Here is a 26737-nt window from a genome sequence, read left to right on the forward strand (position 1 = left end):
CAATTGCCGTTGGTGGGGCAAGTCAGGCAATCGAGCGGATGGTCGGAGATGTACAGTTCCATCACGCCGCGCCGGATATCGGCCAGCTTGGGTGTCTGGGTCCTGACCTTCATTCCTGGCTCGCACGGCGTGGTGCAAGACGCCGGATAACCCTTCTTGCCGTCGATTTCGACCAGGCACAGCCGGCAGGAACCGAACGGTTCCAGGCTGTCGGTCGCACATAATTTGGGGACGTTGATGCCGGCTTCCACGGCGGCGCGCATGACAGAGGTGCCGGCGGCCACTTCGACGCTGACGCCGTCGATTTCCAGGGTTACCGATTTTTCGGACTGCTTGGCGGGTGTGCCGTAGTCAAGTTCGTTAAGCTGATTCATCACATGCTCCTGGTTCCGGTGGAACGTGGGTGGTGTTTATCTGAATGGCGGTCAGGCGGCCTTGTCCAGCGTGCCGCCAGCGAAATCTTCGGGAAAATGATCAAGCGCGGACAGCACCGGCAACGGCGTCATGCTGCCCATCGCGCACAGGGAGCCGTTGACCATGGTGTCGCACAGGTCGCGCAGCAGATGGATCTGCTGGAGATGAATCTGTTGAGTCTGCCCCGCAACGATCTTGTCGATCACTTCCACCCCGCGGGTCGAACCGATGCGGCAAGGCGTGCATTTGCCGCAGGATTCCACCGCGCAGAACTCCATCGCGTAGCGCGCCTGCCTGGCCATGTCGACGCTGTCGTCGAACACCACGATGCCGCCGTGCCCCAGCATGCCGCCGACGGCGGCGAAAGCTTCGTAATCGAGCTTGGTGTCAAACAGCGATTCCGGCAGATACGGTCCGAGCGGGCCGCCGACCTGCACCGCGCGTATCGGCTTGCCGCTGGCGGTGCCGCCGCCGAAATCGAACAGCAGTTCGCGCAGGGTCACGCCAAATGCTTTCTCCACCAGGCCGCCGTATTTGACGTTGCCTGCCAGTTGCATCGGCAAGGTGCCGAGCGAACGCCCCATGCCGTAATTCTTGTAAAAAGCAGCGCCGCGCGCCAGGATGATAGGCACCGAGGCCAGCGAGATCACGTTGTTGATGACGGTCGGCTTGCCGAACAAGCCTTCGATCGCCGGCAGCGGCGGCTTGGCGCGCACCACGCCGCGCTTGCCTTCCAGGCTTTCCAGCAAGGCGGTTTCCTCGCCGCAGATATAGGCGCCGGCGCCTTTGCGCACTTCCAGATGGAAAGCGCGGCCCGAGCCGAGAATATTCTCGCCCAGGTAATTGCGCTCGCCAGCCGTGCCGATCGCCTGCTCCAGCGCGGCGATCGCATGCGGATATTCCGAGCGGACATAAATGTAGCCGCGGGTCGCGCCAACGGCCAGCGCAGCGATCGTCATGCCTTCGATCAGGACGAAGGGGTCGTCTTCCATCACCATGCGGTCGGAAAAGGTGCCGGAGTCGCCTTCGTCGGCGTTGCAGACGATGTATTTCTGCGCGCTCTGGGCGCCCAGCACCGTCTTCCATTTGATGCCGGTAGGGAAAGCCGCGCCGCCGCGGCCGCGCAGGCCCGACTCCAGCACTTCCTGCACGATGTCGGCGCTTTGCATGGCCAGGGCTTTTTGCAAGCCCTGGTAACCTTCGTGCGCCAGGTAGTCATCGAGCGACAGCGGATCGGTAATGCCGACCCGGGCGAAAGTCAGGCGCTCCTGCTTCTTCAAATAGGGAATTTCATCGACCAGCCCCAAAGCCAGGCGATGCTGGCCGCCAGCCAGGAAATCCGCATCGAACAGGCCGGCGACGTCATCCGGTTCAACCGGCCCGTAGCCGATGCGGCCGGCAGCCGTTGCCACCTCAACCAGCGGCTCCAGCCAGAACATGCCGCGCGAACCGTTGCGCACCAGCGTGATTTCCTGGCCGCGCCTGGCCGCTTCGGCCACGATCGCTGCGGCGACTTCATTAGCGCCCAAAGCCAGCGCGGTCGAATCGCGCGGTACGTAGATAGTGATGCTCATGCCGCACCTCGCTTGGCCCGCACCAGCTTGTTGAATTTGTCGTTGCTGACACGCGCATGCAGGTCGTCGTCGATCAGCATGCTCGGACCGCAAGCGCACTGGCCCAGACAATACACCGGCTCCAGCGTGAACTGGCCATCGCTGCTGGTGCCGTGGAAATCGCAGCCCAGCGCCGCCTTGGCGTGCGCTTCGAGCGCTGCCGAGCCGCGCGCCTGGCAAGCCTCGGCACGGCAGATCTGCACCAGGTGGCGGCCCGCAGGCTGCTGGCGGAAATGGTGATAAAAACTGATCACGCCGTGCACCTCGGCGCGCGAAAGATTCAGCTGCTCGGCGATCAACGGCACCGTCGACGACGGCACGTAGCCAAGCGCATCCTGGATGGCATGCAGGACCGGCAGCATGGCGCCGGGCAATGCCTGGTATTTTTGAATAATGGATTTGACCTGGTCCAGGTCGACAGACGGGTCCGACGGAACTACTTGAGAACTTGGCTCGATTTGCATCTTCACGACAGTCTCCTACCGGTGTTCGATGTTACAAAAGGTGCGCAGAATGGATGTTCTTGTTATGACTCGATGCACCTTGATCGGCGCACCGCGGTGCGTCCTGAATCTGTACTGCAACTGCTCTTGGCTTCTTGCCTGTTCAACCGCCGGACGGGCATTGCTGCCCATCCGGCCTGACTCAATTACTTAAACAATACTGCGGATTTCTGCAAGGTGATCGAGATCCCCCAAACCAGCGGAATAATCACCGCCGCCCACGACAACCATAACACCAGCGGGCTGCCGCCGCTGCCAATACGCGCCATGTCTTCGGCTGAAACCGTCACGTCCGGGTTGGCGGAAGCCTGCTCGTGCGCCAGTTTCTTTTCACGGGCCAATTCTTCCGGCGTCATGAAATGCTTTTCAGCAATCGGCTTGATCATCAGGTTGCACAGCAGGCCCACTACCAGGAAACCGGCCAGGATATACATCGTGGTGTTGTAGACCGATTCGCGCGGCATGCCCAGCGAGAGCTGGTATTCGCGCATGTAGTTCACCACCACAGGTCCAAGGATGCCCGCGGTCGCCCACGCAGTCAGCAAGCGGCCATGGATCGCGCCCACCATCTGGGTGCCGAACAGGTCAGCCAGGTAGGCCGGCACCGTGGCAAAACCGCCGCCATACATCGACAGGATCAGGCACACCGCGGTCACGAACAGGGCCACGCTGCCGGCCGCGCCGGACCAAGGCAAGCTCACATACAGCACGAAGCCGAGGACAAAGAACACCACATAAGTCATCTTGCGCCCGATATAGTCCGAGCAGGAAGCCCAGACGAAACGGCCGCCGATGTTGAACAGGCTGATCAGGCCGGTAAAGCCGGCGGCAATCGCTGCAATCGCGCCTTTTTGCTCCAGCGACAATTCAGTGAACTTGGTGCCGACGCCGAGCAGATGGCCGCCGAACACTTCCTGCAGCATGGGCGAAGCCATGCCGATCACGCCGATGCCGGCCGAGACGTTCAGGCACAGCACCAGCCATACCAGCCAGAATTGCGGGATGCCCCACACCTTGCTGACATGCACGTGATGCTGGGTGATCATCGCATTGCCGTTGGTGGCAGGCGGCGTCCAGCCGGCCGGCTTCCAGCCGCTAGGCGGGATCCGGTAGCCGAAGGCGCCAGCCATCATGAACACGAAGTAGATCAGGGCCATGACGACGAAGGTCTGCCAGACGCCGACCGAGACGTCGGAAGCAAAATGCTTCATCAGCTTGTCGGCCAGCGGGCTGCCGATCAGCGCACCGCCGCCGAAACCCATGATCGCCATGCCGGTAGCCATGCCGCGCCGGTCCGGGAACCATTTGATCAGGGTCGACACGGGCGAGATGTAACCCAAGCCAAGGCCGACGCCGCCGATCAGGCCGGAGCCTATCCACATCAGCCAGATCTGGTGATGGTAGACGCCCAACGCCGAAATCAGCAAACCGCCGCACCAGCACAAGGCTGCCACAAAACCCGCTTTGCGCGGACCGACGTGTTCCAGCCAGCCGCCCCAGATCGCTGCCGATGTTCCCAGCAGCACGAAGAACATGGTGTAGATCCAGCCCAGCATCGAAATCTTCCAGTCGCAGGTACTGGCGAATATTTCAGCAAAGAAACTCATATCCTTGGAACAGGCCAGCGACTCCTTGATCCCGATCGCCTTAGACAGCGGCAGCCAGAACACGGAAAAACCGTAAGCCATGCCGATACACAGATGAATTGCCAACGCCGCAGGCGGTACCAGCCAACGGTTGAAACCGGGACCTGCAATGGTCCGCTCTTTATCTAAAAATCCCACTTTTCCCCCCGGAAATTAAAAATGCTTATATGTACCATAGGTAATTACTTACATATAGTTTTATATGAAAAATATTTTCTCTAACTACAATTTTACCTATATTGACCTTTGTATATATGAAAAATATCACTGGCAACCAGGCCACTCAATAGGCTATATTTTGCATAATGTATAAAGTGAAAATCAAGCCGCACTGGGAAATCTCGCGCGACACCGAGCAGCCGCTGGATACCGCTGTGCTGCTGACGCTGCTCACCGCCGTCCAGGAAACCGGCTCCATCGCCAACGCCGCCAAGCAGACCGGCAGTTCCTACCGCCATGCCTGGGGTTTGCTGCGCGACGCCGAACGGATGTTCGGCCATCCCCTGATAGAGACCGGCCGCGGCCGCGGCAGCCGCCTGCTGCCGCTGGCGGAAAAACTGATCTGGGCTGACCGCCGCATCGCGGCGCGCCTGTCGCCGACCCTGGAAACCCTGGCGTCCGAGCTGGAAGGCGAACTGAGCAAGACGGTAAGCGGCCAGCCGCAAGTGATCCGCCTCAACGCCAGCCACGGTTTTGCCGTCGCCGCGCTGCTCAACCAGCTGAATGAACGCCACCTGCCGGTAGACCTGCGCTACCGCAACAGCGCCGATGCAGTGGCCGCGCTGGCGCGGCAAGAATGCGACCTGGCCGGCTTTCACGTGCCCTTGGGAGAATTCGAGGATGCTTCGGTGGCCAGCTACAGCCGCTGGCTGGACAAGAACAAACACTGCCTGATCCACCTGGCGGTGCGCAACCAAGGCTTGATGGTGGCGCCAGGCAATCCAAAGCATATCGCCGGCTTGGCCGACTTGAGCCGCGCAGGCGTGCTGTTCGTCAACCGCCAGCCGGGTTCAGGCACCCGCATGCTGCTGGAGCTGATGCTGTCCCGGCAGGCGCTGTCGCCGAACGCCATCGAAGGTTTCGAGAGCGCCGAATTCACGCATTCGGCGATTGCCGCCTTCATCGCCAGCGGCATGGCCGACGTCGGCTTCGGCGTACAGACCGCCGCTCATCGCTTCGGCCTGGACTTCATCCCGCTGGTCCGCGAACGCTATTTCTTTGCCCTGTCAAACGCTGCCATGAAAGATCCGTTGATGCAGCAGGTCATCGCCATCCTGCAATCGGCCTCGTTTCGCGACATCGTCAACCAGCTCAACGGCTACGACGGCAGCGCTACCGGCGAGATCCTGTCGCTGTCCGAAGCATTCGGAAGCCTGCAATAGAATCGCGCCGGCCCGGCCTCAGGATGCGGGCTGGAGGATCGCAAGCGCCTGGCGCAGGTAAGCCAGCAGCTCTTCATTGAGCCAGGTGCCCCTGGCCAGGCTCGGCTCCTGCACCATGGCGTTGCGGATTTTCTGCTGGGTCTCAGGATTGTCGCCTGCATAGGAGCGGAACAGTTCCATCCACACCTGCGCCAGCCGCTGCGGCTCCGCGTCGCCGGGCGTGGCGCCGCCATCCATCTGCTTGCGCAAGGCGGCGATCAGCGGCGGCCACTCTTTCATGCGCTTGCCGTAGTTGGCGCGCATGAAGGCGAACTCGGCGGGCGACAGGTACTTCTGGTACACCTGCAGCTTGCTCTCGGCGAAGGCCCGCATCACATAGCCGATCATGTCGGGCGAGATCCCGGTTTGTTCCTGCATGCCGGGTTCGTTGTCGTGCATGGCCCTGAGTTTGGCGAACAGGGCTGGGTCGACCAGCGTATCCTGCTCCACCATGTTCATCCAGCGCACCGCCAGCGCCTGCGCCTGCTCGCTGCCGGCCGGCGTTGCGCCGGCCATCAGGGCCGCCACCTGCTCCACCAGCGCCGACCACTGCCGCCGCCGGGCCGTATCGGCCTGGTAGAACGGCAGCTGCTTGAGTTCTTCCTGGGTGAAATATTTATCGTACATGTTCATCAGCTCCATCGTTGTCAGCCATTCGGCCAGTTCCGGCTCTTCTCCCGCCATGAACTGCGCGCGCAGGGTGGACAAACGGTCGCGCAGCCGGACAGACTGCGCGATTTGCTCATCCAGCATGCGGAGCTGCTGTTCGATGACAGAAGCCAGGGACAGCTCCGGCCGGGTCAATAGGGCTCCGATCTCGCCCAGTGATACCCCCAGGCGCCGCAGCGCCTGCACCTGGTGCAGGCGGGCGATATCGCCACGGTTGTACAGCCGGTAGCCGGCATCGGAACGCGCAGAAGGAGCGAGCAAGCCGATTTCGTCGTAGTAATGCAGGGTCCTGACCGTCAGGCCGCAGCGTTTGGCCAGTTCACCTACTCGCAACAGCATGGTCTTGCTCCTTTTTTCTTCAGCGTCCATTGATTCTGGAACCTCACGTCACGTCAGGGTCAAGCAGCTTATCGCAAAAAAAAACCACACCTGTCATTTCCGACATGGCATTCGGCGAGGCACGCCTCGCTGACTGCACCTGGCCGGCCGCACCTAGCCGGCCGCACTTATCTGCAATCTATCTATATAAATCATTGTTATTTGCATGGATGAATCTAAAATAGCGGCTTATTCCAGGCAATATTGTTAATATGCCAATCTCACGGCTGGAACACTCTACCGACCTTACAGGAGCTACTCAATGAATCGCATTTTCAATCTGGGCCTGTGCGTGCTCGCCCTGTCGCTGGCAGCTTGCGGCAAGCAGGAACCGAAAACGGCGGCGACGCCTGCACCAACCGAATACCTGGTCGGCGCCGAAGCGACTTTTGCGCCGTTCGAGTACCAGAATGAACAAAAGGAAATCGTCGGCTTCGACGTCGACGTCATGAACGCCATCGCCGACAAGGGCGGCTTCAAGATCAAGTTCGTCAATACGCCGTTTGAAGGCATCTTCAATTTCCTGGCGCAAGGCGACCGCGATCTGCTGGCGTCAGCCATCACGATTACCGACGAGCGCAAGCAGACTGTCGATTTCTCCGAGCCCTACTTTGAAGCCAACCAGCTGATCGTGGTGCCGAAAAATTCGAAGGTCACGAAATTCGCGGACCTCAAGAACATGAAAGTGGGCGTGCAAAGCGCTACCACCGGCGACGAGATCGTGCAAAAGGAACTGGGCAAGAACAATCCCAATATCAAGCGCCTGGAATCGGCGACGCTGGTCATGAAAGAACTGGAAGGCGGCGGCGTTGAGGCCGTGGTGTCCGACAACGGCGTGGTGAAGAACTACATCAAGAACAATCCGTCCGAAGGCTTCCGCTTGATCTCCGACCCGGCCTTCTCCAAAGAGTATTACGGCATCGCGGTCAAGAAGGGCAACGCCGAGCTGCTGGCCAAGGTCAACAAAGGGCTGGCGGCAATCAAGGCTGACGGCAGCTACGACAAGATCTACGCCAAGTATTTTGCCGACACCGCTAAATAACCGCCGGGGAAAAACATGAAACAACGATACCTGCCGGCGCTGACCCTGGCTTTGCTGTGTTCGCTGGCTGTGCTGGCTGGATGCGGCAAGAAGGATAGCAATGCCGCGGCGAGCGCAGGCAATGCAGCCACTGAATACGTGGTGGGCGCGGACGGCGCATACGCTCCCTTCGCTTCCGAGAATGAACAGAAGGAACTTGTCGGATTCGACATCGAGATCATGAAAGCCGTGGCCGACAAGGCCGGCCTCAAGATCAGGATCGTCAATACGCCGTTCGACGGCCTGTTCAATGCGCTGTCCCAGGGCGACCGCGACATCCTGATTTCCACCATCACGATCAACGACCAGCGCCGCCAGACCATGGATTTCTCCGAACCCTACTTCGTGGCAAAACAGCTGATCGTGCTGCCGTCGAGTTCGAAGGTGACCAAGTTCGAAGACCTGAAAACCCTGAAGATCGGCGTCCAGAGCGCCACTACCGCGGATGAGGCGGCGCAAAACCTGGTCGGCAAGAACAGCCCCAGCGTCAAGCGCTTTGAATCGATGCCGCTGGCGTTCCAGGAACTGGAAGGCGGCGGCGTCGACGCCGTGATCGGCGACAACGGCGTGGTCACCAATTTCGTAAAGAACAATCCAGGCAAGAGCTTCCGCATCGTCAACGATCCGGCTTTCCCCAAGGAATACTACGGCATCGCGGTCAAGAAGGGCAACGCCGAACTGCTGGCCAAGCTCAACCACGGCCTGGAACAGATCAAGGCTGACGGCACGCAGGACCGGATCTACAAGAAATATTTCGCCGACGAGAAGTTGTAAATTCGACTGATTTTTACGAGAACCCCATGAAAAAAATGTTAAGCCGCTATCTGCCGCTGTGCGCTCTCAGCCTGGGCTTGCTGGCAGTCGGCGCCTGCAGCAAAAAGGAAGAAGCGCCGGCGGCGGCCTCCAAGCAAACCCTGTACGTGGTCGGCGTTGAATCGGCCTACGCGCCGTTTTCCGCCGAAAATGAAAAGAAGGAAGTGGTCGGCTTCGATATCGACCTGATGAAAGCGATCGCCGCCAAGATCGGCATCGAGGTGAAATTCATACCGACGCCGTTCGAAGGCATCTTCAACTTCCTGGCGCAGGGCGACCGCGACCTGCTGATTTCCGCCATCACGATCACCGATGAGCGCAAGCAGACCGTGGATTTCTCCGAGCCTTATTTCGAAGCCAGCCAGCTGATCGCGGTCCCGCAAGGCAATACCTCGGTCAAGCAGTTCACTGACCTGAAGACCATGAAGATCGGCGTGCAAAGCGCCACCACCGGCGACGAAGTGGTGCAAAACCTGGTGGGCAAGAACAACCCCAGCATCAAGCGCTTCGACTCGACCACGCTGGCCCTGAAGGAACTGGAAAGCGGCGGCGTCGACGCCGTGGTGGCTGACGATCCGGTGGTCAGGAACTACATTACCAACAATCCGTCCGCCAGCTTCCGCGTGGTGCCCGATGGCGGTTTTCCGAAAGAGTACTATGGCATTGCGGTACGCAAGGGCAATACCGAACTGCTGGCCAAAATCAACCAGGGCCTGGCTGATGTAAAGGCTGACGGCAGCTTCGCGAAAATCAATGAAAAGTACTTCGGCAACGGTAAGCAATAATCCGTGACCTGCCCGCAGACCGGCTGTTTTTGGCGGTCTGCGGCAACTACGGTATAATTTTGCGCTAATTTTTATTATCTTATGTTTAACCCGGACCAGCAGCACGCCGGATTACGCGTCCTCTCAGCCCGTCGCACCGTTTCTTCTCAATAACACTTATGGATTTTCGCTGGAGCATCATACAAGGCTACGCGCCGCTATTCGTCAAGGGCTTCTTCATGACGGTCCAGGTCGCCGTGATCAGTATCATCATCGGCACCATCCTCGGTCTGTTGCTGGGCATGCTGCGCCTGGCGGAAGTCAAGCACGGTCCATGGAAATGGCCGTTCCGCCTGTTGAAATCGCTGGCCAGCTTCTATGTCGCCTTTTTCCGCGGCACCCCGCTGTTCGTGCAGATCCTGCTGATCCACTTTGCAGTGATGCCGGTGCTGATCCACCAGGACAACGGCCTGTTGATCTCCGGCGAGCTGGCGCGCACCATCAAGCAAGATTACGGCGCCTTCATCTCCGGCATCGTGGCCTTGTCGCTGAACGCCGGCGCTTATATTTCAGAGATTTTCCGGGCCGGCATCCAGTCCATCGACCGCGGCCAGTCTTACGCCGCATCCAGCCTCGGCATGGGCTACAAACTCACCATGCGCTACGTGGTGCTGCCGCAGGCGTTCCGCCGCATGCTGCCGCCGCTCGGCAATGAAGCGATCACCCTGCTCAAGGATTCGTCGCTGGTGTCGGCGATCGGCCTGGCCGAGCTGGCTTATGCCGCCCGGACCGTGGCGGGCGCCTACTCGCGCTACTGGGAGCCGTACATCACGATTTCCGTGGTCTATTTCGCCATGACCATGATACTGGCGACGCTGGTCGGCCGGCTGGAACGGAAATACGCGGCGCCCCACCATCGTTGATGGCAACCGAGTAGCCCCTTCCGAAAAAACCCTTATTTTTCTCATCGAAAATAAGGGTTTTTTTTTAACTAGTCGACTTCCGACAAGCGCCCATCCACAGTCAGCAAGGCGGTACGCAAACGCTTGCCGGCAAACACTCCTTGCGCCGCCTGCCGGTAACTGCGCAACTGCGCGGTATAAGCCGCCCGCTCGCTATCAAGCAGCTTGCGCTTGTAGTCCAGGATCCACACTTCGTCCTCGAAGATCACCACGCGGTCGAAGCGCAGCACCGCATTGTCGGCGATGATTTCCATTTCGTTGCGGGCGTGCAGGTGCATGGCTGGATTGAAAAAATGCTCCAGCTCGGCCTGTCCCAGGATGGTCTGTGCCTGCTGCCGGACCTGCTTTGCCAGCGCCGGCGGGCATGGCAGCCAGCGCGCAATCGTTGCGGCGTCCGGCAGCACTACCGGCCACAACCCATGCTGGGTCACTCTTTCCAGCAAGCCGTGCAAAGCGATGCCTTCAGCGATTGCTTCGCTGTCAAAAGTCGCTGCGACCGGAGTCTCGGCCGGCGGCAATTGCGGCGGATCAAATATTTCCTGTTCAAATTCCTGCACGCTGCCGGCAGCCGCGGCGTGTTCGGCGATGGCATCCAGGCTGGTTTCGGGGACGTGCTCCAGCCGTGCATACCAGCTGTCTTCGGTCACGCCGCCGCTCCTGCCGGCGACGCCGCTGACGATCAGCAGCTGCTTGGCGCGGGTAGTGGCGACGTACAGCAGGTTCCAGTCTTCCTGCATCTTGAAACCTTCTTCCGCCGCGAACAGCAGATCGCGCGCGGCGCCGCGCTCGGCACTGCTGCCGAACGCGGAAAAGTGCAGCGGCGCCTCCGCATCCTGCGGCCAGTCGCACAAGATGCCGTAGTCGTCGCGCGCCGGCTTGCTGTGATTGGCGTCCAGCAGCACCACTACCGGCGCTTCCAGCCCTTTGGCGCTATGCACCGTCAGGATGCGCACCGCATCGGTGGCGGCGTCGATGCTGGCTTCGTCGGGCGCATCGCCGCCGGCGGCGTTTTGCAGGCCGCGCAAGGCATCGATGAACTTCGGCAGGCTGGGATAACGGCCGGCATCCATGTTCAGCGCCAGCTCGACGAAGGTTTCGATGTTGCCTATCGCCTGGCTGCGCGTCAAAGGCGAAGCCGCCTGGGCATAACGCGCCAGCAATTGTCCCTGGTGCAAAATCACATCGAGCAAGTCATGCACCGGCAAGCGCGGCGCCGCCTGCAGCCATTGTTCCAGCAAGGCGGCGGCGCGCTGCAGCGCTGGAGCGGCGTCCTGGCTTGCCGAGGCCGCCCGCAGGCGCGCCCACCAGCCGCGCTCAGCGCGTTGCGCCAAGGCGATCAGGTCGTCGTCGCTGGCGCCGAAGATCGGCGATTTCAATACATGGCCGAGTGCGCGCGCATCGTCCGGCGTGATCAGGAAAGTCAGCAAGGCAACCAGGTCGGAAATTTCCAATGACTCCAGCAGGCCGCCGCGCTTGTCCGACATGAACGGTATGCCGGCTTCGCGCAGCGCGCTTTCATAGGCGCCCAGGTGGCTGCGCTTCTTCACCAGCAGCATCACATCCGACCAGCGCAGCGTGCGGCCGCCGTGTTCCTGGCGCACCGTCAGTTCTTGCCTGGCGCGCCATAACGCTTGCGCCAGCTGCCTGCCTTCGTCGCGGCGGCGAGCGTCTTCCGATTCTTCGCGCGCGGTGGTCAGCGGATTGCGCAAGCCTTGCGGCTGCTGTTCCGCCTCATCGTCCGCTTGCCGGACCAGGGGCAGGCGCCAGACCGCGCCGCCGGCTTCGCCCAGCGTGGTTTGCGCGGAAAACAGCGGGTTGGCGTAGAAGCTGGCGTTCAGCACCTCGACAATCGCAGTGGCGTTGCGCCTGGTCTGGTTGGCTTGCAATACCGTGGCGCCCTGCTCCTGCAACAGCTTGCGCGCAGCTTCGAACACCCGCGGCTCGGCGCGCCGGAAACGGTAAATCGACTGCTTGGGATCGCCCACCACAAACACGCTGGGCTGGCCGGCATCCGCGCCATACGCGCTTAGCCAGGCGCGCACGATGCTCCATTGCAGCGGGTTGGTGTCCTGGAACTCATCCAGCAGGATATGCTTGTAGCGTGTATCGAGCCGGCTTTGCAGGTAGGCCGCGCTTTCCGGATTGGTCAGCAGGCGATAGGCTTGCCATTCCAGGTCGGCGAAATCGAACACCCGCTGTTCCGCCTTGAGCGCCTGGTAGCATTCCAGGTAGGCGTTGCCGACGCTGAACAGATGCTGGTTCAGGCTGAGCACGGTGCGCTCGTGGCTGCGCTTGCGCAACTGCTTGAGGGCTTCTCCGGTCGCGTCGAATTGCGCGTCGAAAGCATCCAGGGCATTGCCGCCCAGGCTGTTTTCCAGCGCTTTCAGTAAATCCTTGGCCTTGCCGTTGCTGCGCGGCTTGCCGGCATCGTCAAAGAACTGATGGCACAAGGCGTCGAAATTGACCGCCGCGGCGCCAGCCGTCAGCGCCATTTCAATCGCGGTAGCGCGTTTCTGGTTGGTCGCCGACCCCTGCCCCAGCAGCCAGGCGATCTGCTTGACCTGCGACAGGAGTTTCTGGTCGTCCCACAACGACAGCCTTGCATCGATTTCAGCATCTACGCCGCACATTTCGCGCAGCCATTCGAGCGGCGCATCCACTCCCTGCTGGATCACAGCCCACCATTCGGCGCGTTTATCGATGAAAGCATTCAGCAGTTTGCGGGTGCTGAAATCGCCGACCAGCTGGTACAGCGCCAGCAGATCCTGCCTGGCCTGGCCATTCTCTTCGTCGTTCAGCGACTGCATGAAACGCAGGTAAGCATCCGCCAGCAATTCGCCGGTTTTCTCGGTCAAGGCATAACCGTGCGGCACGCCGGAAGCCAGCGGCGCAATTTGCAGCAGCCGCGCGAACCAGCTATGGAAAGTGTCGATCGACAGGCTTTGCGGACTGGCCAGCACGCGTTCATACAGGCCGCGCGCCGCCGGCAGTGTGTGCGCCAGGTCTTGCTGGGCGATGCCGCGTTCCAGCAGCAGGTTGCGCACCTTGGCGTCCGGCTGCAAGGCCAGGTCGTGCAGCAGCTCCAGCAGGCGCTCGCGCATTTCCTGTGCGGCCTTGCGGGTAAAGGTGATCGCCAGCAGTTCCGATGGCGCGGCCCCGGCCAGCAACAGCCGCAGCATGCGCGCCACCAGCAGCCAGGTCTTGCCGCTGCCGGCGCAAGCTTCCACCACCACCGAGTGCTGCGGATCGCAAGCGGCGTTGGTGAAGCCCTGGGCTTCGACGACCACGCCGTTCAAGCGATAAGCGCTCGGCAGTCCGGCTTGCATCGATTCGCTCATTCCCATGCTCCCTTGCGGCACAAACCGCGCACATCGCAATACTGGCAAACCGACGCCACGCCGTTGGCAGGCAGGCCGACGCCGCGCGCAATCGCTTGCACATTGACCGAAATCTGCGCGGCCAAGGCGCGTTGCGCTTCGTCGTAATCGGGAGCACTCACGTCGCCGACCTTGTCTTTCGTGGTTTCCAGCGCGACATAGTGCGCCGCCGCGACCGGCCGGTCCGACAGCAGGCCGTAGAACGCCAGCTGGTGATCTTCATGGTCTTTCAGTTTTTTATTCAGCACGACCAGGTTGTTGGTCTTGTAATCGAGCACCGCGCGCTCGCCGGCGCCGTTCTCGTCGACGCGGTCGATCCGGCCGTGCAGCATCAGTTCGCGGTCCGGCAGCACCATCGGTTTTTCATAAGCCTGTTCGCCGAACACGAAGCGCCAGCCTTGCGCTTCGTGCTCATTGGCCCAGACGACATAAGCCGCAATGACTTTTTGCCAGCGCGAGTAATAGCCCAATGCAGCTGCGTTCTTTGCGATGACGCTGTCGAACAATTTCTTTGAAATATCGGCCAGCAAGGATTCGCGCTGGTCCGGCGGACATGGCTGGTCACGCAGGGTTTCGTGGTAAGTCTCCAGGATTTCATGCAGCCAGCCGCCATAGTCGCGCTTTTCCGGCAGGTCGGACAATTCGTCCAGCGACGCCAGGCCCAGCATGCGCCTGGCGAAGAATTGATACGGACAGGCGATAAAGCTGTTGTAAGCGCTGGCCGTCAGGCGGCTCGGCGTCAGCTGCGGCGCCGCCGGCGCCGGCATGGCGGACGGCCTGGCTTGCAGGCTCTGCGAGGCAATCGGCGCCCGCCGCTCTGGCAGCGCCGGCGCGGCAGGAACGGCCAGCGCCAAAGTCAGCTGCAGGCGCTGGATCCAGGGGCTGGCCGGATTCGGTTCGCCATCCTTGTGCGCCTGCCACGACAGCACTACCTGCGGATTCATCGCCAGCAGCTCGACTACGTCGCGCAGTTGCTGGCGCTGGCGGCTCTCGCGTGTCGCCAGGCCCAGCTCGCGCCGCACGGTATTGGCGAAGAACAGCGTCTCCTGCGGCTGCGAAGGCAGGTGGTCGGCATCGGCACCCACCATCAGCACGGCGTCGAAGGTACGCAAGCGGGCGCCGTTCAGCGGCAGCATCACGACTCGGCGGTCATCGGCGGCGCTGATGAAGCTGGTGTCGTCGAGCTGCAGGCTGACCAGCGCGCGCCACTCGGGAAATGAAAACAGCGCTGCAAAATCATTGCCGGGCGGCGCGATATTCTGCAATAGCTGCAAGATCTGCTGGCCGGCGGAATCCGCGCTGAGCGCCGACGACACGCCCAGCGCATCGAGCGCCGCGGCGGTGGTGGCGATCCAGTCGCGCAGGTTCTTCCGGCCGCTGAACAATGCTGCCTGCTGCGCCAGCAAAGCTACCGCTTTTTGTTCCGCCGGCGCCGCGGTCAAGGCATTGATTACCGCGCGCCACTCGCCGAGCACATTGGCGCGCCGCAGCAGCAACTCTATTTTCATCACCAGCGCAGATTTGTTGGCAACGCTGTCCTGCGCATCGTGCAGCAGGTCGCTAGGCGCCTCATTCAGCACAAACGGCGATTTCAGCAGATCCAGCAAGGCCGTGGTTTCACCGCGCGCGGCGACGACGTCGAACCAGGCGGAAATGGCGGATGCAGCACGCGTGGTAGACAACTTCCAGCCGGTTTCATCGGCCACGTGGACTTGCGCCCGCTCCAGCAAAGCCCGGATGCGCCGCGCCACGACACGGTCCTGCGCCACGATCGCCAGGCTGGCCTTGCCCTCCTGCAGCCAGTCGATCACCATCTGCGCGCCCTGCACCGCCTCGTCTTCGACACTGCGCGCCGCGCACAATGCCAGCTCAGGCGGCGGCGCGTGATTGCTTGCTGCGATATCCGCGGTTTCTCCATCTGCCGCGGCTTCCACCATTTCCGGCCAGGCCAGCGCATGCGTCGGCAAGATTGCGTGTGCACGCCAGTCGAGGGTAATCGTCAGCACCTGCTGGCGCCTGGCATAAGCATCGAGAAAAGCCTGTTCCAGCGGTTCCGGCGCCACCGAGCTGATCCAGGCCAGCGGCTGGCTGGCGTGTTCCGCGACCTGCAGCATTTGCGTAAAGCGTGCTGCGATGGCGTCATCGGCGTCCAGCTGACTTTTCCAGATCGACCATACCAGCTGCGTTTCATCCGACAGCAGCTTGCGCGCGTCCGGCGACAGCTGCTCCAGTGCGCTTTGCCAGCGCTGCTCCGGATCGCCTGCTGCCTCACCGGCATGCAAGGCGGGCAGCAAGGCTTGCGTCAATTCGTCTGATAACGCTAACAGCGTCTGCGCCAGCGGCAGCAGGTCTGTGTTGCGGCGTGCAGTGAATAATTTTTTCAGCCAGCCGTGCTGGCGCAATTCGGCATACAGGCGCATCAGCCGTTCGCTGGCGGGCAGCACATTGGGCAGCGGCGGCAAAGTCGCCAGCCAGCCGGACAAGGTAAAGAATTGCGGTGGCACGAAAGTCCCGCCCAGCTCCGCGTTCATGGCCGCTTTCAGCGGCTGGGCGTGGGCAAAGGTGGGCAGCACCACACGCCATTGGGCGAAATCGCGCTGTCCCTGGTCGCCGCTGGCCTGGCGGCAGGCTGCCAGCAAGGCACGTGCAGCATCCGGCCAGAAGTTGGCAGATGGCACGATTTGGATGGATTCTGATGGCATGTAACTCACTGGAAGCGCGAGAACGGCTGCTTCGCAGCTCTCGCATTTTTGCAACAATTAGCTATCATTTTATGCGAGCCCCTGGAAAAACAAGCCTCAAATAATTACATGGCCCACACTTTTTCATAAAATCGGTTATGATTTAGCGAATATCCCGCCGCAATACCTCTTACCGCACCCACAAAAAACTTGAATTCGCGCACGGCATCCCCACTTATTCAATAGAATAGGGAACGCCGATGGCAGCCACCAAGCAGGAATGGTAAGTCGTCTTGGCACACATTGATTCTTTTTCCCTCACACTGAGGAAACCATGAGCGAAAACATTAAACACATTACCGACGCATCTTTTGAAGCAGATGTACTCAAATCCGACAAACCGGTCCTGGTCGATTTCTGGGCCGAATGGTGCGGTCCATGCAAGATGATCGCCCCGATCCTGGAAGAGGTGGCCAAGGAATACGGCGACAAGCTGCAAATCGTCAAGCTGGACGTCGATGCCAACCAGGCAGTGCCTGCCAAGCACGGCATCCGCGGCATCCCGACCTTGATCCTGTTCAAGAACGGCGTCCCCGCGGCACAGAAAGTCGGCGCGCTGGCAAAAGGCCAGTTGACCGCATTCATCGATTCGAATATATAATAAAGAACCGCGGCGATGCGCCCGCATCGCCGCTTGTGTTTTACTAATACACCACGCAGTTCCCTCCCCCACCCAATATTTCCCATCCCGGGACACTCATACCTATGCATTTATCTGAATTAAAGGCGTTACACGTCTCCGCCCTGCTAGAAATGGCAATCGGCCTGGACATCGATAACGCAGCGCGTTTGCGCAAACAAGAACTGATGTTCGCGATCCTGAAAAAGCGCGCGAAATCAGGAGAACAGATTTTTGGCGACGGCGCCCTCGAAGTCCTGCCTGACGGCTTTGGCTTCCTGCGCTCGCCCGACGCCAGCTACATGGCGTCCACCGACGACATTTATATCTCGCCTTCGCAGATCCGCCGTTTCAACCTGCACACCGGCGATTCGATCGAAGGTGAAGTGCGTACGCCGAAAGACGGCGAGCGCTATTTCGCCCTGGTCAAGGTCGACAAGGTCAACGGCGAATCGCCGGAAGCCTCGAAACACCGCATCCTGTTTGAAAACCTGACGCCGCTGCATCCGAACAAGCCATTGCCGCTGGAACGCGACATGCGCGGCGAAGAAAACATCACCGGCCGCATCATCGACATGATCGCACCTATCGGCAAGGGCCAGCGCGGCCTGCTGGTGGCGTCGCCGAAGTCGGGTAAATCGGTCATGCTGCAGCATATTGCGCATGCGATCACCACCAACCATCCCGACACCGTGATGATCGTCCTGCTGATCGACGAACGTCCTGAAGAAGTGACCGAAATGCAGCGCTCGGTGCGCGGCGAAGTGGTGGCATCGACTTTCGATGAACCGGCTACGCGCCACGTGCAGGTTGCTGAAATGGTGCTGGAAAAAGCCAAGCGCCTGGTTGAAATGAAAAAAGACGTGGTGATCCTGCTGGACTCGATCACCCGCCTGGCGCGCGCCTACAACACCGTGATCCCTGCTTCCGGCAAGGTGCTGACCGGCGGTGTCGACGCCAACGCGCTGCAGCGTCCGAAGCGTTTCTTCGGCGCCGCCCGCAACATCGAAGAAGGCGGTTCGCTGACCATCATCGCTACCGCCCTGATCGAAACCGGCAGCCGCATGGATGACGTGATCTACGAAGAATTCAAGGGTACCGGCAACATGGAAGTCCACCTGGAACGCCGCCTCGCCGAGAAGCGCGTGTACCCGTCCATCAACCTGAACAAGTCCGGCACCCGCCGCGAAGAATTGCTGATCAAGCCTGACCAGCTGCAGAAGATCTGGGTGCTGCGCAAGCTGCTCTACAGCATGGATGAAATCGAAGCGATGGAGTTCATCCTCGACAAGATGAAGTCAACCAAGAACAACGCCGAGTTCTTCGACATGATGCGACGCGGCGGCTGATCAGCATCAGCCATCAAGAAAGCCTGGCCCATGCAAATCGGCCGGGCTCTTTTTTTATGTGCAGCTGACAGCGCCATGGCCGCCGGGCCGCAAATACTGGCGTCATGGCATATTGCCATGTGAAAACTATAATTTACCGGCAAAAGAAGCGTCAAAACACGCTAAATGCTATGCTTGCGAACCTCCATTTTCGCAACGGCACATCATGGCGACAACTCAATCCAGCCAATCGAAATTCGGCACAGTCCTGCGGGTTACCAGCGGTAACTTCATGGAGATGTTCGATTTTTTCCTGTTCGGCTTCTACGCAACATATATCTCCAAAACCTTTTTCCCGGCCGGCGACGAATTTGCGTCGCTGATGCTGACCTTCATGACTTTCGGCGCCGGCTTCCTGATGCGTCCCCTGGGCGCCATCATCCTCGGCGCCTATGTCGACCGAGTCGGCCGCCGCAAGGGCCTGATCACCACCCTGGCGCTGATGGCGCTCGGCACCATGCTGATTGCCTTTGTGCCTGGCTACGCCAGCATCGGCTATGCGGCGCCATTGCTGGTGCTGGTCGGCCGCCTGCTGCAGGGATTCTCGGCTGGCGTTGAACTGGGCGGCGTGTCGGTCTACCTGTCTGAAATGGCGACCCCGGGCAACAAGGGCTTTTACGTCAGCTGGCAATCGGCCAGCCAGCAGGTAGCGATCATTGTCGCCGCGGCCCTTGGCTTCGGCTTGCAGGTATGGCTGCAACCGGCGCAAATCGCCGACTGGGGCTGGCGCGTGCCGTTCTTTATCGGCTGCATGATCGTGCCGGTGCTGTTCATGATCCGCCGTTCGCTGCAGGAAACCGAAGAGTTCATGGCGCGCAAGCACAAGCCTGCCGTGCGCGAGATCCTGCGTTCCATGGTCGATAACTGGGGCCTGGTGATCGCCGGCATGATGCTGGTGTCGATGACGACCGTTTCGTTCTACCTGATCACCGTCTACACGCCGACTTTCGGCAAGAGCGTGCTCAAGCTTTCTACCATCGATGCACTGGTGGTGACCTTCTGCGTCGGCATTTCGAATTTCATCTGGCTGCCGGTGATGGGCGCCCTGTCCGACCGCATCGGCCGCAAGCCGCTGCTGCTGGTGTTTACCATCCTCACCATCCTCACCGCCTACCCTGCCCTGTCGTGGCTGGTGGCTGACCCGACTTTCCAGAAAATGCTGATGGTCGAGCTGTGGCTGTCGTTCCTGTACGCCAGCTATAACGGCGCAATGGTGGTGGCCCTGACCGAAATCATGCCGGTTGAAGTGCGCACCGCCGGTTTTTCCCTGGCTTACAGCCTGGCGACGGCGATTTTCGGCGGCTTCACGCCAGCCATCGCGACCGGACTGATTGAATACACCGGCGATAAGGGCGCGCCCGGCATGTGGATGACTGCTGCAGCGATATGTGGCTTGTTTGCAACATTGTATTTGTATCGCAAAAACGGCAACCAAATCCTGGCAGCTGTCAAAAGCTAAGGTCGTATTGGGCGGACTCGCTGTCCGTCCGAGGAAATGATGAAAAGATAATATTGAAAATCCGCCCTGAATTAACCCCAAGGCACTGATTTCATTCATTTTTTCGAATTCACGACCGGATTTATTGTATAATTTGCGGTTTTCCACCCCCGGCAAGTGATCGACAATCGGGTCAAGAAGCAAGACGACCGACGAAGTGATTGATTGGCTACCACTCAATTGAGGCAATTATGAAAGACGGCATTCACCCAAATTACCGCGAAGTCCTGTTCCACGACGTTTCGAACGATTTCAAGTTCGTCACCCGTTCGACAATCCAGACTCGCGAAAACATCACTCACGAAGGTAAAGAATATCCTTTGGTGAAGATTGAAGTTTCGTCGGAATCGCATCCGTTCTACACCGGTCAACACAAAATCGTCGACACCGCTGGCCGCGTTGACAAGTTCCGCAAGAAATTCGGCGCTGTCGGCTCCAAGACTTCGATCGCAAATACTTAATTCGATCGCTCGTTTTAAAAAGGCAGCTACGGCTGCCTTTTTTTGTTTATCAGGCTCGCCAGCGGCATCGCAGACGGCTCTTTGATAAATCGTAAAGAAGTGTATGTTTTCTTGAGAACACCAGGAACAAAAACTACGCTCAGTAATAGCGCAGTAACCCGCTATCCGGCACAATACCCAGCAATTCAACATTGATCAAACGCCATTGTGATGAAGCCCGTCCGTCTTCCCGCCTCCGCCACTAGCGCACTGCCGCGCTGGGGCTTATGGGCGCTGGGATTGCTATACATACTGCCGGGCCTGATCGGGCGCGATCCGTGGAAAAATGAAGACGCTTCCAGCTTCGGCATCGCCTGGACCATGGCCCACGGCGGCCTCTCCGACTGGCTGATGCCGAATATCGTCGGCTTGCCGATGCCCGGCGAAAGTCCGCTGCCTTACTGGATCGGCGCCATCTTCATCAAGCTGTTCGGCTGGCTGCTGGGCGATCCGCTGGCGGGCCGCTTGCCGGCCGTGGGATTCTTCCTGGTCGGTTCGCTGTCGGTCTGGTACGCCACCTACCTGCTGGGACGCCGCACCGAAGCACAGCCGCTCCGCCTAGCCTTCGGCGGCCAGCCTGAACCGCGCGACTTCGGCCGCACCCTGGCCGACGGCGCCTTCCTGATTTATCTCGGCAGCCTGGGCCTGCTGCTGCAGAGCCACGAACCTACCGCCAAAAGCCTGCAAGTCTCGCTGGTCGCCTTTTCCATCTACGTTGCAGTGCGCCTGTTCGAGGCACGCAGCCTGCGCAGCGCCGCGCTGCTCGGCCTCAGCTTCGGCCTGCTGGTCCTGACGCGCGGCTGGCTGCTGCCGCTAGCCATGCTGTGCGGTTTGCTGACGCTGGCGCTGATGCGAGAAAAAGCCATCGCCCGCGACATGCTGCTGGCGACCGTGCCGGTCACGCTGCTGGTTGCCGCGCTCTGGTTCATCGTCAGCTGGGCCCTGCTACCAGGCGCGCCGGCCCGCTTCGCCATCTGGGAAACCATCAACCTGCGCCAGCTGAGCTGGCCGACCTGGACTGCCTTATCGTATTACTTTAAATACGGCATCTGGTTCGCGTGGCCCGCATGGCCGTTTGCCGGCTGGGCGGTGTATGCCTGGCGCCAGCAGCGCTCGACCTTGCATATCGCATTGCCATTGGCGTTTTTCATCAGCCTGACGATCATGCTGCTGCTCAATCCGCATCCGGAAGAAGGCATTCTGCTACCGCTGCTGCCGCCGCTGGTGATCCTGGCGGCATTCGGTCTGCCGACCATGAAACGCGGCGCCATCAATGCCGTGGACTGGTTCTCGGTGATGACCCTGACCGCCTGCGCAGCATTCATCTGGCTGGCCTGGATCGCCAAGGAAAGCGGCTGGCCGGCGCAGATCGCCAGGAATGTCTACAAGCTGGCGCCCGGCTTCAAACCGGAATTCAACCTGATCGCGCTGGTGATTGCGCTGCTCGGCTCGGTGTTCTGGATCCTGCTGGTGAACTGGCGCCTGTCGCGCCGGCCGGCGGTCCTATGGCGCGCGGTAGTGCTGTCCTCGGGCGGCGTGATCCTGTGCTGGCTGCTGCTCACCACCTTGTGGCTGCCATGGATCAACTACAGCAAGAGCTATGCCGGCGTAGCCGCCCAGATCGACGAGCACCTGCCGGTCGTCAAGCAGTGCGTGGACACCAATGTCGGTCCGGCGCAGCGCGCATCTTTCGCTTATTTCGGCCAGATTCCATTCGGCGAATACGGCCAGCCGCATTGCGATTTCCTGCTGTACCAGGACAATATCTCGGTCAAGTCGGATGACGCGATCTGGCGTGAATTCAAAGGCAACTGGAAACTGCTGTGGACCGGCCGCCGGCCGTCGGACCGCGATGAACGCTTCCGCCTGTACCAGCGGGTCGGCAACTAGCCCCGCAGCAGGCCGTTTGCGGGAAAATTGATTGGCCCAGCTATTGATCGGGCAGCAGAAACCAGTCATAATAGCGGACGCGTTGCCGAGATGGCGGAATAGGTAGACGCACGGGACTCAAAATCCCGCGCTGGAAACAGCGTGCCGGTTCGATTCCGGCTCTCGGCACCAACAGACATAAGGCTTCCAGAAATGGAGGCCTTTTTGTTTTGCCTCATCAGAATCGGCGACCAGGCCCGCCATCATGCTGCCGCGCGGCTTGATAAAGTCGGTCGCGATGGCGCCACGCAAAAAAAATCGGGACACGCAATATACGCATCCCGATATCTTTCCTGCCAGGCGCCAAGGCGAGTCCCTGGCGCCAGATCCGCACCGCGGCGGAGTTACTTCTTGCTGGTGGCCTTGGCGTCGCCGAAATTACTGTTATCCAGCATGGTCTGCTGGGCTTCCAGCGTACGGATGCGGGTTTGCAAGCCGCGCAATTCGTTGCGTGCAGCTTGCTGCTTGTTGCTCAGCAGCTGTGCCTGCTGACGCGCCTGATCCTGCTGGACACTGACGTTCTGTTCTTGCTGCTGCTGCACTACCAGATCGTTCTGCAAGGCGTTGAGACGGGTTTCCTGGGCTGCAATCAGCTGCTCGGTGTAGGACTTGTCCGCTTCCAGCTTGATGCGGCGGATATCCACCTCGGCCAGCTTTTCGGTCTGGCCGACGAAGCTCTTGTAGATTTGTTCGGCTTGCACGTCGGACGTGGTTTTCACGACGCGCCAGAAATTCTTTTGCTGGAACAAGGCGACATAATAGGTGCGGCTCTCCGGCTTGAACAGCAGGCTGGAACCGTAGTTACCGTTATAGGTAGTACGCATTTCGCTCACGCCCTGGCTCTGCATCAACTGCTGCAGTTCGCTGATGGTGCTGTTAGCGCTGACGGCTGCGGGCTGAGGGGCTGCGGCCGGAGTTGGCACGGCTGTGGCGGCGGCAGAGCTGGCGGATGACGGTTGCGCCAAGACGTTGACCGACAAGCCGGCAATGAGCATCCCCAATCCTAAACCGCGGACTGCATTGCGTACATTTACATTCATCCCCTGATTCCCTTCGCTAACATTAATTTAGTCGATATTTGACAGCATGCGGGCAATTTTATCTGCAATCCTATTGTTGCTGGGCATTGTTTTTACCCAAAGCATTATTGTTGTTGTTTTAATACTCGTCCTTGACAAACTATTCGGCCTCGCCGACCGCTTCCGTATCGGCGATCTGGAATTTGCGCATCTTTTCCCACAGCACCTTACGGCTGATGCCAAGCGCATGCGCGGTATCCTGGCGCCGCCAGCCGTTGGCGTCCAGCACCGAAAGAATCCGGCCGCGCTCGGCCAGGTCCCATTTCTTGCGCACCGCGGTCAGGTCATTGCCTTCATTGACCCGCTCCATGGTGCCGAGCTTGTCGAACACCCGGTCGATGCGGACCCGGTCCCAGACGCCCAGCTGGCGATAGATGATGCCGACCCGCTCTGCCACATTGCGCAGCTCGCGCACGTTGCCGGCAAATTTTGCCGCCGCCACCAGCTCCAGCAGCCAGTCCGGCGGCGGCGGGATCTGCTCGTAGGTCTGCGCCAGCAAGGTATTGAAAATCGCAATCTTGTCGATCCTGCCGCGCTCTTCCAGGTTAGGCACGCGCAGCTCGATCACCGCCAGCCGGTAATACAGGTCGGCGCGAAACATATCTTGCTGCACCTGTTCGCGCAGGTTGCGGTTGGTTGCCGCCACCAGCCGGAAATCCAGCTTGACCTCGGTTTGCGAACCGAGCCTGGTGACGGTGCTCTGTTCCAGCACACGCAGCAGCTTGACCTGCTGGTACAAGGGCAAGTCGCCGATCTCGTCGAGGAACAAGGTGCCGCCGTCGGCCTGTTCAAAATAACCTTTGTGCGCCAGCAGCGCGCCGGTGAACGCGCCTTTGGCATGGCCGAAAAACAGCGACTCGAACAAGCCGTCCGGAATGGCGCCGCAATTGACGGCGACAAACGGGCCATGGCGGTAACGGCCATGGCGCTGGTGCAAAAGCTGTGCGATGCGCTCCTTGCCGACGCCGGTCTCGCCGATGATCAGCACGCTGGATTCGCAATCGGCAAAGGCTTCCGCTTCCGCCACCAGCGCCTGCATGCTTTCGGATTGCGCAATCAGCGGCTGCGGCGCGCGATCGGCGCTAGCGCTGGCGTGCAGCTCCGACGCCAGGCGGAACACCAGCTTGCGCAGCTCGGCGCAGGTAAAGTCAAGCATCAGGATATGCGAGTACTCGACCGGATACACACGCGGATTGGCGGTGCGCCCTACTTCGGCCACCCAGATCACCGGCATGCCATGCGATTTCTGCCAGGCGTCGACGGAAAACTCGGCGTGCTCGATCACCGTCACCGAAATTACCGCGAGCGACGGCCGCGACGCTACCTGGTCACGCGTCACCGCCATGCCGTCGGCCCGTATTACCTCGATATCGAAACTCGCCAGGCATTGCGAAATCCGGTCGGCAATATCCGAACTGCCTTCCCATACGTAGATGTCGAGACTTTCTTGCAAAGGTTTGTTTTGCATGGTCAACTCTTTCAGTCACCTTCGCGCAAGGCTGGTTGGATCGTTACTGCCGTTGCGCCGTGACGTGCTAATAAATCGCGGATTTCAACCAGTCGTTCGTGGGTATTCATCACATCGTTTCCATCAATTGATATTTTTGTTTTTAATAAACCAGTTTCACATCACCGCAGCTAATTGACGATAAATTGAGCGTACTTTGCCCAATACCCAGGCCCAGTAACGAGAAAGTCGTATCGAGCAAAGCACCGACAGCTCCCAATACCGGGTTTAGCACTGCACCTAAAGTAATAAGCAGCGGATTCAGCAGGCTCAGGAGTCCACCGAAAACAAAAGTTCCCGGCTGGAGAATTCCTCCCAGGATCGCCCCCAAAGACGAACCGACAAGCTTACTGCTAGGGCCATCTGGAGGCACACCCGCAGGAGGAGGCGGATATAAGGTTGCGCTTGTATCTGGGCTGGTCAGCGACGCATTGATGCCGAGACTGACCAAAGGTAAAACTGCGACCTGGTTCGCAGGCTTGGACACGTCGGGACATGAAAATGGCGCGCCCATGCCAGTCTGTCCGTTTGCCAGGCAAACTTCTGCCACACCTGTTGTTATCTTGAATGTCGCGTTTTTCGGTGCAGTACATTGCAGGCTTTGGAGTTGGGCCTGCCCCGGAGCGACATCGATGAAAAGAGGAAGATTAACCAAGCCTAACAAAGCATTCACATTGAGCGCCAGCCGCACTTGCGCCGACGTTGCCGTCGCACCGACCCCGCCGACTCCCATCTGCGGCGGCTCAATCAGCTTTAATTGCAAGCCGACTTGCCCTAACGCACCGAGATCGATATTCGCGCCCAGATCTATCAGGTTATTCTTGTTAGCGACTTGCAAAGTCCCAACATTTATCAGATCCAGCACATTGATTTGCGCACTTAAGGCTGCAATCCCGTCTGTAGCGTTGACGTTCAGAATGTCTCCAAGTTTCAGCAGAGTCCCGCCTAATGCCCCAGTGGTTAAATTCCCCAGTTCGGCAACATTTATGCTCGCCGCCTGCGCCGGCGACAGCGCCTGGATGGTCGCATTTATCAGCTGGGCCAAGGTTACCTGGGTATTCAATACCTGGTCGAGAGTACCTACATTCAAACCCAGGTTATTTATAATTTGCAGCAACGAAACCTGCGACCCAAGCAATCCGTTGTAAGTCACCGCACTTAAACACACGTTACTGCCCAAGAGACCGTTGACCAAGGGATTCAGCAAGGGGCTGGTGCCGCTGCACACGGAAAGCAGCCCCGTGCCAAGAGAGAAGGTCGCATAGGGACTACTGCCCGAAGCAATTGCTTGCCCGCTGATAGTGCGCTGGCCCAGGCCAAAAAATGCCGGCACGGTCTGCACCACAACCACCTTCACTGCATTCAGCTTGGCTCCTGCGATAGGGGCCGCAAAATAATTTGGCGCCTGCGCTACATTGACAACCGGGTCCCAGCGACCGCAAGTAACTGTAATGGTATTTGACATCTTGTTAGGAGCCGTAGTCGCAAAGCCGTTGGCCTGAGCATTCCCTATGGCAGCCAGCACAGCCGTGTCGGTTGCCGCGCATGTCGTGGGATTGCCGGCTGGAGGCGTAGTGGTCAGCTGCAATGCGCCGGCCAATGCCGCCAGGTCAGCGGTTTTTTGCAAGTCGCGTTTCATATAAAACACATATCCGATGTCAATCGACGACGCTAGAATAAATACAATTGATAAAAAAATCGCCACCATCACTATGATGGAACCGCTATGGTGATGTATCCCACGCTGCCGCGCGTTCGCGCCAACGGAATGGCCAACCATGGTGCCGAGAAATGCATTCATGCAGGTTGCTGTTGATTTGGTATGGTTATCCGTA

20 protein-coding genes and 1 tRNA gene are annotated in these 26737 nt (G+C 59.7%); 11 read left to right on the forward strand and 10 right to left on the reverse strand.

From position 1 onward, the window contains the following. From V8G57_RS23275 to V8G57_RS23290, 4 genes are all read right to left on the reverse strand, one after another. On the reverse strand, positions 1 to 374 hold a 374-nt coding region (locus V8G57_RS23275), incomplete at its 3' end, for a 2Fe-2S iron-sulfur cluster-binding protein (RefSeq protein ID WP_342831401.1). Positions 375 to 425: 51 nt separating this feature from the next. Further along, positions 426 to 1988: a formate dehydrogenase beta subunit gene (locus tag V8G57_RS23280; protein ID WP_342831402.1), complete on the reverse strand. Its 1563-nt coding sequence runs from the start codon at positions 1986 to 1988 to the stop codon at positions 426 to 428. Beyond that, positions 1985 to 2491 carry a formate dehydrogenase subunit gamma gene (locus V8G57_RS23285; RefSeq protein ID WP_342831452.1) on the reverse strand — a complete coding sequence of 169 codons (507 nt, stop codon included), beginning with the start codon at positions 2489 to 2491 and terminating at the stop codon, positions 1985 to 1987. The genes V8G57_RS23280 and V8G57_RS23285 overlap by 4 nt, the downstream gene beginning before the upstream one ends. A gap of 185 nt (positions 2492 to 2676) precedes the next feature. Next, positions 2677 to 4314, reverse strand: coding sequence for an OFA family MFS transporter (locus V8G57_RS23290; protein WP_342831403.1), 1638 nt, complete (start codon positions 4312 to 4314; stop codon positions 2677 to 2679). A gap of 167 nt (positions 4315 to 4481) precedes the next feature. On the opposite strand from V8G57_RS23290, the gene V8G57_RS23295 reads away from it, so the two are divergent. Next, entirely contained in the window at positions 4482 to 5558 is a 1077-nt protein-coding gene (locus V8G57_RS23295) for a substrate-binding domain-containing protein (protein ID WP_342831404.1), read from the forward strand. 18 nt (positions 5559 to 5576) lie between these two features. Here V8G57_RS23295 and V8G57_RS23300 read toward each other — a convergent pair whose 3' ends face one another. After that, positions 5577 to 6605 (reverse strand): MerR family transcriptional regulator, encoded by a 1029-nt coding sequence (locus V8G57_RS23300; protein WP_342831405.1) that lies wholly within the window; start codon positions 6603 to 6605, stop codon positions 5577 to 5579. A 301-nt stretch (positions 6606 to 6906) separates the two neighbouring features. On the opposite strand from V8G57_RS23300, the gene V8G57_RS23305 reads away from it, so the two are divergent. The 4 genes from V8G57_RS23305 to V8G57_RS23320 all read left to right on the forward strand — a co-directional run bounded on the left by V8G57_RS23305 (position 6907) and on the right by V8G57_RS23320 (position 10225). Further along, entirely contained in the window at positions 6907 to 7686 is a 780-nt protein-coding gene (locus tag V8G57_RS23305) for a basic amino acid ABC transporter substrate-binding protein (RefSeq protein ID WP_342831406.1), read from the forward strand. Positions 7687 to 7701: 15 nt separating this feature from the next. Further along, entirely contained in the window at positions 7702 to 8499 is a 798-nt protein-coding gene (locus V8G57_RS23310; protein WP_342831407.1) for a basic amino acid ABC transporter substrate-binding protein, read from the forward strand. Between the two features lie 26 nt (positions 8500 to 8525). Beyond that, a complete protein-coding gene (locus tag V8G57_RS23315) occupies positions 8526 to 9323 on the forward strand; it encodes a basic amino acid ABC transporter substrate-binding protein (protein WP_342831408.1) in 798 nt (265 codons plus the stop codon). Between the two features lie 158 nt (positions 9324 to 9481). Then, a complete protein-coding gene (locus V8G57_RS23320) occupies positions 9482 to 10225 on the forward strand; it encodes an amino acid ABC transporter permease (RefSeq protein ID WP_092401992.1) in 744 nt (247 codons plus the stop codon). Positions 10226 to 10293: 68 nt separating this feature from the next. On the opposite strand, the gene V8G57_RS23325 is transcribed toward V8G57_RS23320, so the two are convergent. Further along, positions 10294 to 13602, reverse strand: coding sequence for a UvrD-helicase domain-containing protein (locus V8G57_RS23325; RefSeq protein WP_342831409.1), 3309 nt, complete (start codon positions 13600 to 13602; stop codon positions 10294 to 10296). Continuing rightward, positions 13599 to 16343: a PD-(D/E)XK nuclease family protein gene (locus V8G57_RS23330; protein WP_342831410.1), complete on the reverse strand. Its 2745-nt coding sequence runs from the start codon at positions 16341 to 16343 to the stop codon at positions 13599 to 13601. Before V8G57_RS23330 ends, V8G57_RS23325 begins: the two co-directional genes overlap by 4 nt. Positions 16344 to 16656: 313 nt before the next feature. Here V8G57_RS23330 and trxA point away from each other — a divergent pair, with 313 nt between their 5' ends. The 6 genes from trxA to V8G57_RS23360 all read left to right on the forward strand — a co-directional run bounded on the left by trxA (position 16657) and on the right by V8G57_RS23360 (position 22448). Beyond that, complete coding sequence (trxA, locus tag V8G57_RS23335) at positions 16657 to 16983, forward strand: thioredoxin TrxA (protein ID WP_342831412.1); 327 nt, start codon at positions 16657 to 16659, stop codon at positions 16981 to 16983. A gap of 104 nt (positions 16984 to 17087) precedes the next feature. Continuing rightward, positions 17088 to 18350, forward strand: coding sequence for a transcription termination factor Rho (rho, locus tag V8G57_RS23340; RefSeq protein ID WP_014004861.1), 1263 nt, complete (start codon positions 17088 to 17090; stop codon positions 18348 to 18350). 205 nt (positions 18351 to 18555) lie between these two features. Continuing rightward, on the forward strand, positions 18556 to 19848 hold the full coding sequence (gene tcuC / locus V8G57_RS23345) for an MFS transporter (protein WP_342831413.1): 1293 nt from the start codon (positions 18556 to 18558) through the stop codon (positions 19846 to 19848). A 230-nt stretch (positions 19849 to 20078) separates the two neighbouring features. Beyond that, positions 20079 to 20348 carry a type B 50S ribosomal protein L31 gene (locus V8G57_RS23350; protein WP_014004858.1) on the forward strand — a complete coding sequence of 90 codons (270 nt, stop codon included), beginning with the start codon at positions 20079 to 20081 and terminating at the stop codon, positions 20346 to 20348. A 210-nt stretch (positions 20349 to 20558) separates the two neighbouring features. After that, positions 20559 to 22277 (forward strand): ArnT family glycosyltransferase, encoded by a 1719-nt coding sequence (locus tag V8G57_RS23355; RefSeq protein ID WP_342831414.1) that lies wholly within the window; start codon positions 20559 to 20561, stop codon positions 22275 to 22277. Positions 22278 to 22361: 84 nt separating this feature from the next. After that, positions 22362 to 22448: transfer RNA gene (locus V8G57_RS23360), tRNA-Leu, on the forward strand. A 212-nt stretch (positions 22449 to 22660) separates the two neighbouring features. On the opposite strand, the gene V8G57_RS23365 is transcribed toward V8G57_RS23360, so the two are convergent. From V8G57_RS23365 to V8G57_RS23375, 3 genes are all read right to left on the reverse strand, one after another. Beyond that, positions 22661 to 23356 carry a DUF2968 domain-containing protein gene (locus tag V8G57_RS23365; RefSeq protein ID WP_342831415.1) on the reverse strand — a complete coding sequence of 232 codons (696 nt, stop codon included), beginning with the start codon at positions 23354 to 23356 and terminating at the stop codon, positions 22661 to 22663. A gap of 139 nt (positions 23357 to 23495) precedes the next feature. Beyond that, positions 23496 to 24863 (reverse strand): sigma 54-interacting transcriptional regulator, encoded by a 1368-nt coding sequence (locus tag V8G57_RS23370; protein WP_342831416.1) that lies wholly within the window; start codon positions 24861 to 24863, stop codon positions 23496 to 23498. A 142-nt stretch (positions 24864 to 25005) separates the two neighbouring features. Further along, on the reverse strand, positions 25006 to 26703 hold the full coding sequence (locus tag V8G57_RS23375; protein WP_342831417.1) for a TadG family pilus assembly protein: 1698 nt from the start codon (positions 26701 to 26703) through the stop codon (positions 25006 to 25008). Positions 26704 to 26737 lie beyond the last annotated feature (34 nt).

This window comes from Collimonas rhizosphaerae (assembly GCF_038896935.1).
In the GTDB taxonomy this organism is placed as follows: domain Bacteria; phylum Pseudomonadota; class Gammaproteobacteria; order Burkholderiales; family Burkholderiaceae_D; genus Collimonas; species Collimonas rhizosphaerae.

What these genes read in the sequence shown, in the direction of transcription:
- V8G57_RS23315 (WP_342831408.1), top strand. Translation starts at nt 8,526, where the DNA reads ATGAAAAAAATGTTAAGCCGCTATCTGCCGCTGTGCGCTCTCAGCCTG.
- V8G57_RS23285 (WP_342831452.1), bottom strand. Translation starts at nt 2,491, where the DNA reads ATGCAAATCGAGCCAAGTTCTCAAGTAGTTCCGTCGGACCCGTCTGTC.
- tcuC (WP_342831413.1), top strand. Translation starts at nt 18,556, where the DNA reads ATGGCGACAACTCAATCCAGCCAATCGAAATTCGGCACAGTCCTGCGG.
- V8G57_RS23365 (WP_342831415.1), bottom strand. Translation starts at nt 23,356, where the DNA reads ATGAATGTAAATGTACGCAATGCAGTCCGCGGTTTAGGATTGGGGATG.
- V8G57_RS23350 (WP_014004858.1), top strand. Translation starts at nt 20,079, where the DNA reads ATGAAAGACGGCATTCACCCAAATTACCGCGAAGTCCTGTTCCACGAC.
- V8G57_RS23355 (WP_342831414.1), top strand. Translation starts at nt 20,559, where the DNA reads ATGAAGCCCGTCCGTCTTCCCGCCTCCGCCACTAGCGCACTGCCGCGC.
- trxA (WP_342831412.1), top strand. Translation starts at nt 16,657, where the DNA reads ATGAGCGAAAACATTAAACACATTACCGACGCATCTTTTGAAGCAGAT.
- V8G57_RS23375 (WP_342831417.1), bottom strand. Translation starts at nt 26,703, where the DNA reads ATGAATGCATTTCTCGGCACCATGGTTGGCCATTCCGTTGGCGCGAAC.
- V8G57_RS23295 (WP_342831404.1), top strand. Translation starts at nt 4,482, where the DNA reads ATGTATAAAGTGAAAATCAAGCCGCACTGGGAAATCTCGCGCGACACC.
- V8G57_RS23325 (WP_342831409.1), bottom strand. Translation starts at nt 13,602, where the DNA reads ATGAGCGAATCGATGCAAGCCGGACTGCCGAGCGCTTATCGCTTGAAC.
- rho (WP_014004861.1), top strand. Translation starts at nt 17,088, where the DNA reads ATGCATTTATCTGAATTAAAGGCGTTACACGTCTCCGCCCTGCTAGAA.
- V8G57_RS23300 (WP_342831405.1), bottom strand. Translation starts at nt 6,605, where the DNA reads ATGCTGTTGCGAGTAGGTGAACTGGCCAAACGCTGCGGCCTGACGGTC.
- V8G57_RS23370 (WP_342831416.1), bottom strand. Translation starts at nt 24,863, where the DNA reads ATGCAAAACAAACCTTTGCAAGAAAGTCTCGACATCTACGTATGGGAA.
- V8G57_RS23330 (WP_342831410.1), bottom strand. Translation starts at nt 16,343, where the DNA reads ATGCCATCAGAATCCATCCAAATCGTGCCATCTGCCAACTTCTGGCCG.
- V8G57_RS23320 (WP_092401992.1), top strand. Translation starts at nt 9,482, where the DNA reads ATGGATTTTCGCTGGAGCATCATACAAGGCTACGCGCCGCTATTCGTC.
- V8G57_RS23280 (WP_342831402.1), bottom strand. Translation starts at nt 1,988, where the DNA reads ATGAGCATCACTATCTACGTACCGCGCGATTCGACCGCGCTGGCTTTG.
- V8G57_RS23305 (WP_342831406.1), top strand. Translation starts at nt 6,907, where the DNA reads ATGAATCGCATTTTCAATCTGGGCCTGTGCGTGCTCGCCCTGTCGCTG.
- V8G57_RS23310 (WP_342831407.1), top strand. Translation starts at nt 7,702, where the DNA reads ATGAAACAACGATACCTGCCGGCGCTGACCCTGGCTTTGCTGTGTTCG.